The 6269-nt window shown below is 38.6% G+C and carries 6 protein-coding genes and 1 pseudogene; 3 read left to right on the plus strand and 4 right to left on the minus strand.

The window, feature by feature from the left end; translation table 11 throughout:
* Both G493_RS0122015 and G493_RS30740 read right to left on the minus strand, forming a co-directional pair.
* Nucleotides 1-231 (minus strand): transposase family protein (locus G493_RS0122015; protein ID WP_035275624.1); only part of this gene is annotated, 231 nt, incomplete at its 3' end.
* Nucleotides 232-333: 102 nt separating this feature from the next.
* A complete protein-coding gene (locus G493_RS30740; RefSeq protein WP_051309790.1) occupies nucleotides 334-588 on the minus strand; it encodes a recombinase family protein in 255 nt (84 codons plus the stop codon).
* Between the two features lie 326 nt (nucleotides 589-914).
* Between G493_RS30740 and G493_RS34705 the strand changes: the two genes are divergently transcribed.
* A complete protein-coding gene (locus G493_RS34705) occupies nucleotides 915-2450 on the plus strand; it encodes a flagellin (RefSeq protein WP_028582110.1) in 1536 nt (511 codons plus the stop codon).
* Here G493_RS34705 and G493_RS30745 read toward each other — a convergent pair.
* Complete coding sequence (locus G493_RS30745; protein ID WP_035275626.1) at nucleotides 2434-2754, minus strand: DUF2958 domain-containing protein; 321 nt, start codon at nucleotides 2752-2754, stop codon at nucleotides 2434-2436. The genes G493_RS34705 and G493_RS30745 overlap by 17 nt on opposite strands.
* A gap of 320 nt (nucleotides 2755-3074) precedes the next feature.
* On the opposite strand from G493_RS30745, the gene G493_RS0122035 reads away from it, so the two are divergent.
* Nucleotides 3075-5045 (plus strand): ATP-binding protein, encoded by a 1971-nt coding sequence (locus G493_RS0122035; protein WP_028582111.1) that lies wholly within the window; start codon nucleotides 3075-3077, stop codon nucleotides 5043-5045.
* A 26-nt stretch (nucleotides 5046-5071) separates the two neighbouring features.
* A pseudogene (locus G493_RS30750) lies at nucleotides 5072-5932 on the plus strand (DEAD/DEAH box helicase family protein); the annotation flags it as partial.
* A 21-nt stretch (nucleotides 5933-5953) separates the two neighbouring features.
* On the opposite strand, the gene G493_RS30755 reads toward G493_RS30750, so the two are convergent.
* A partial coding sequence (locus G493_RS30755) for an IS66 family transposase (RefSeq protein WP_153306633.1) occupies nucleotides 5954-6269 on the minus strand: 316 nt, incomplete at its 5' end.

Raw genomic sequence — 6269 nt, forward strand, 5'->3', positions numbered from 1 at the left:
GAACGTATGATGTGATGGAATCCCATAAGGCAAATCAAGAAAGGTGCTCAACCATTCTTGCTTGGCAAGTCCGTATTCTTGAATGGGTTTCCAGCCATCTGCGCCGCAAATGGTACCGCAGATGGCAATTACAAGAATATCGAGCAGGTTATGTTTGATTTGATCCGTATCTCTGGGGTCATCCAGGGTGGAAAAGTGTTTCACAAAAAGAGAGCTTGCTTGTTTCTTCATCTGTAATCTTTTTTAAATCCGAGTTATCAGGGGTGACGAAGAAAACTATGTAACCTGTTAAGACGATAAAAGAAAGTAGACTATTTGCTTGAGTATAGGTTATTACCCATGCGATTGCCCTGCGCTCCGACCCAAGCGGGATAATTCAGCAACAATCAAGCAATCTTCGGAATTCAGTTTCTCCAGTAGGAGATCAATCAACCTCTCTTTACGACTGCGCCTGCTTGACATCTTGACCTCAAGCCATTCATTGATACGCAATCCATGTTTATCTGCGTATTCAAGTATTTCTAATTTTTGATTTTTTAAGTCTTGACTGTCGGTAGAAAGACGGAGGTAAGCAATAGTATTTGACATGATAATTTATTCTTTGTGATATGTTTAATGTTGGACAAATAATCGTCTCGATCGAAAATAATGTCCCAACATTCCACGCAAAAATCACGTAAAGAAGCAGCATCAAATATATCGTAATATTAGATAATTAACCCATCCATTTGTACTATATCGGCCACTAAGCTTTGTTTCGTTACAAGAAAAATTAAGAATAACCTGTTTTTAATGAGTTAGAGGTGTCTGAAAATTCGTCCCTGATACTGATTTGATTGTTTTTTATTAGATAAAAAACCGATCAATTAAACCATGATTAAAAGTTGGCTTGGCAATCAGGGATGATAGCGTAAATGTCTTTAACTATTAACACAAATGTTCCTTCTCTTACTGCACAGAGGAATTTAAGTAAGTCATCAAATAAGCTCAACACTTCGCTGGAACGACTTTCAAGTGGTCTTCGGATTAATTCTGCAAAAGATGATGCCGCAGGTCTAGCAATATCTGAGCGAATGACATCACAGATCCGCGGTCTGAACCAAGCTGTTAGAAATGCTGGTGATGGGATTTCTCTTGCCCAAACAGCTGAAGGGGCGATGCAAGAGTCAACTAATATCATTCAACGTATCCGAGAACTTGCTGTTCAGTCAGCAAACGCAACAAACTCTGTATCTGACAGAAATGCTCTACAGGCGGAAGTTAATCAGTTAAAACAAGAAATTGATCGGATAGCGGACACTACTGCTTTCAATAACCAAAAAATCTTAGACGGTACTTTCTTTGACAAGCAATTCCAAGTTGGAGCAAATGCTGGTGAAACCATAACTGTTTCTATTGATAGTATGAAAGCCACGGATTTAGGGCTTTATAAAATGACAGCTCTTAATGATCGATTCGATCACCAAGGTACTGGTGGAATTGCTGCTGCTTTTATCTCAGGGGAGTTTCAAGGTGGGTATAATATCCCTGGTGTTAACACGATAGCTACACAGAACGTCACTATCAATGGATATAGGGGTAGCACTGTAATCAATATAGTTCGCCCTGATTCTTCTAAAGCATATCAAATTGCAGATATGATAAATGCGAAATCAGACGAAACAGGGGTAACCGCAGATGCTGCAAGTGAAATGGTAATTGGACGATTGACTGATGATGGCAATGTCAGCATGGAAATTGGTCTTGGAGGTAATCAGGTTACAGTTTCAGCAAATGTTACAACGAGCGATCTCAGTAATCTAGCCAAAGCAATCAATGAAGTTTCGGATCAAACGAATGTCACAGCGACGGTTTCCGGCAGTACCATAACAATGTATGAAAGTGATGGGGAAGATCTGGTTATTGGCAACTTTACCCATCATGACGTATCTGGAGCATCAATATACGCTACTGGAGCGGCAGATCCTGATATTTTCAGTGTTGGAGCCGTTAGGTTGATTAGCGGTGATCGTGATAGCTGTAGGGTTGCTGGATATGTAGAGCTTTATTCAGAAAAAACGTTTACTGCCTATTCAGATATTAGCGGCAGTACCATTTTTAATGTGAATGCTGGAGAAATTAAAACCCCGGATGAACAAACGGTTTCTAGCATTGACATTTCCAGCGTTGAAGGTGCTAGTGATGCAATGATGATCTGTGATGCTGCATTGGGTCAGATCGATTCCCAACGAGCAGATCTTGGTGCCGTTCAGAACCACTTTGAATCGACCATCTCAAACCTTCAAAACATAGTTGAAAATGTATCAGCAGCACGTTCAAGGATTCTGGATGCGGACATAGCAAAAGAATCATCGCAAATGACAAAACAGAGTATTTTGCAACAAGCTGGTACATCCGTTCTATCCCAGGCGAATAGTCAACCTGAGTTGATACTCAAGTTGCTGACTTAATGATGTTACAGAATTTTTTCACCTCCCAAAACTTCTCGAGTTCACAGTCAACTTCACACCACCCTCCCACTTTTATTTCCTTTAGTTCAGAGAAGGATATGTAACCCCATTCAGCACAATCAATATCGCCATTTAAGACTGCATAACCGAAAAATGTATCTTTTCCGTCAAATTCAGCGATGTACCAATCGCAGTTGCCGATGAAGAAATGGAGATAAATCAGTTTGTCCTGGGCTGGAATGTGATCAGTATCGTAGAGCCAGGGTATCTGGCTGAGTCTAGCTTCAGTAGGAATGTTCCACATGATTTCAAGAAGATGAGTTTCTTCTAATTATCATTGGTGGAGCAATTTGTGGCACTGGCGATAACGATGCGTTCCATTACCCCTTTAACTATCTGATTTTACTGATTGACAAAAAAGGCTTTGATTGATCTTATGTTTCTAATATTTCAACAAAAAAGACAATCAGATACTGGTTGCTACGTTGTAGGGGTTAACGGTCGTTTTTTACTCAATTGTTGTAAGCCTGGCAAAGTTCAATAGAAAGTGTTGATGGAGCAAATAATTAGGTTTTGATGATACTAATTACCTTCAAATGTCGTTCAAAATAGGGTGAAATTGTGATGGAGAAATCTAGTTTTTCGGGTGCGGCTCGGATAACCGATGAAGGCATCAAAAAACATTTCAAAAGCTATGATCCTGCTAAAGTGTTGTTTGAGCTTGTATGGAATGGATTAGATGCTGGAGCTAATACCATAGCAATTTCTATCAAGCGGAACGATTTAGGAGGTCTTGAAGGTGTCTCTGTGTTCGATGACGGTGAAGGTATTGATGTAAAAAGTTATGATGACAATTTTGGGAAATTTAATGAATCTTCAAAAAAGTTAGACGATGATAAACATGGGTCTCATGGTAGGGGACGGCTGTCGTTTCATAAGCTTAGCGATACAGCAACATGGTTTACTCGAAGAGATGATTATGATGCGTTAATAACGATTAATGGGAACTCAATAAAAAAATTTGCAGGAGCATATATAAAAGAATCTGAGCAACATGATAAAGTTAAAAATGTTACGTCTGGTACATGTGTTGTATTAAGCGGATTCACAGATAGTTTAAATTTACCTTCAGATCAGAAGTTAACAGAGCTTTTGAGCCGAGAATTTAGTTGGTATTTAGCTCTAAATCCAAAGCGTAAAATATTATTAAATAATCATAAAATTAATGTTCCTGATCATGAGGTACATAAAAAGATCTTTGACGTTGATGAATTTCAATTTTCCGTAAAAGTAATTAGGTGGGATAAGAAACCTAGTTCTGAGAAATCATATAACTATTTTGTTAATAGCCAATATAAAGTAATTCAAAAAGAGCTAAGCAAATTTAACAATAAAGTCACTTTCCATACCAGTGCTTATGTATTCTCTGAATGGGTAGATCAATATAATCCGGAAATACTTCATATTGATCCTCAATACGCAAGTACGGTAAAAATCTACAAATCAGTAAAGTCGGCATTATCCAAATTCCAAAGAGACTTATACAATGACTTCCTCAGAAAGCATGTTGATAAAGAGATTGACCGTTTTATTGAAGATGGATACTTCCCAACTTACAATGGTGTTGATGAACATTATGCTGACTGGCGTTTAAATAATACAAAAGATACCGTTAGAGAAATATATATTGCTGATCCAACTATTTTTAATAAGTTAAAAGCTAAACAAGCTAAAATATTGATAAGGTTGCTGGATAGGTTGTTGATTTCAAGTGAAAATGATTCGGTTTTTGAAGTACTCGACGGAGTGCTTGATTTGGACTCGGAGCACATGGAGAAGCTTGCTGGACAGCTACAGCAAACAACAATAGAGAATATTATTAGTACAATTTCGACATTACAAAAAAGAGAAATAGCTGTTTTTAAACTTCGAGAGCTAATGGACAAAAGATTTGCAGAAGTTCTCGAAACACCAGACTTGCAACATATTATCGAAAATAATACTTGGTTATTTGGTCCTCAATATTCCACTTTGGGTGCTGAGGAAGAAAGTTTTACCACTATCGCTAAAAATCTACGTGATCAAGTAAATAATATCGAAATCGTATCGGACGATGACATAGCAAAAGGAACTGATCTTGACGGGGTTAACAGGCAAGTTGATTTATTTCTAGCCAGGAAGATGCCAACTTTTTCATCTTTAGGTGAATCTTACTACAAATGTGTCATTGTTGAGATTAAAAGGCCAGGTATATCTTTAAATAAAAAACACCTTCAGCAGCTTGATGATTATGCAGAAATAATTGCTAAACATCCTGCATTTACAAGCACAAAGATGACTTTTGAGTTGATCTTAATTGGTAGGAAAATATCTCGTGATGATTATGCGATCAAACAAAGATTTGAAAACCTTAAAGACAAAGGAGTAACTGGGTTAGTGTCTACAGGTCGTATTAGTTGTTTTGTTAAAGACTGGTTTTCAATTTTTGACGAATTTGAATTGTCAAATAAATATTTACTAGAAACTCTCGATTCAAAGTTAAAAAGTCTATCAAATAAGCCTACTGAAGAATTGGTTGAGGAACTGCAAGCATAACCTCTGAATTGATCCGGTCAGCGAATATGGATAAAAAGTCACTAAGTGAAAGAGATATTTGTACTAAGTTTATTACCCCAGCATTGGTAAAAAGTGGCTGGGATATACTCAAACAAGTGCGAGAAGAAGTATCTTTCACCGATGGTCGTATCCATGTTCGCGGGAACTTGACCATGCGCGGTAAACAAAAACGTGCTGACTATATCCTCTATTACAAGGCAAATATTCCTATAGCTATTATAGAAGCCAAGGATAACAAACACGCTCTTGGTGCAGGAATGCAGCAAGGGCTCGAATACTCTGATATCCTAGATATTCCCTTTGTCTTCTCCTCCAATGGAGACGGATTCCTTTTTCATGATAAAACATCGAAGTCGAAAGTTGAGACTGAGCTTACCTTAGAACAGTTTCCGACCTCTAAAACCTTGTGGTCAAGATATTGCTCTTACAAAGGGATCGTAAAACCAGAGCAAAAGAAAATTGTTGAGCAGGATTATTTCCTTGATGGTTCAGGTCGCACACCAAGATATTATCAACAAAATGCCGTTAACAGAACGATAGAAGCCATAAGCCGTGGCCAAAATCGAATTCTTCTTGTAATGGCAACAGGCACAGGTAAGACCTACACCGCATTTCAGATCATTCACAGGTTATGGAAGAGTGGGACTAAAAAACGTATCTTATTTCTTGCTGACAGAACCGCTCTAATAGATCAGACACGTCGTGGTGATTTTAAACACTTTGGCGAGTCAATGACTGTTGTTAAAAACAGAAAAGTTGATAAGGCATATGAGGTCTATCTCGCTCTTTATCAGGGACTGACAAGCGGTGAAGGTGAAGAAGATGAAAATGCTAAGAACATTTACAGACAGTTTTCGCCTGATTTTTTGTAACTGATCACAGGGGGCTCAGGTAGCCTGCCTGATCCACTGCAAATCGGGTTGCTGGTCTTTGAAATAGTTTTCCATGGCGTCGACCAGGATTTCGTATGTTGACTTGCCCTGAAGTCGACAGGTCTGCCTGAGTGTCAGTATACGTTCGACCCAGCGGTTACCCTTTTCAGATTTGGTGCCTTGGGAACGTTTACGCCAGAGAACCGCGAAACGGATCATGCGCTCTGCAAAATTATTTGTAGGGTCTACATTTTCTTCGACAAGAAACGTGAACAGCGAATCCATTTCTTTCTCAATATGCCGGACAAAGGTCCCCGCTTCACTTTCGCAG

It is taken from the genome of Desulfogranum japonicum DSM 18378 (assembly GCF_000429945.1).
GTDB classification, from domain to species: Bacteria; Desulfobacterota; Desulfobulbia; order Desulfobulbales; family Desulfobulbaceae; genus Desulfogranum; species Desulfogranum japonicum.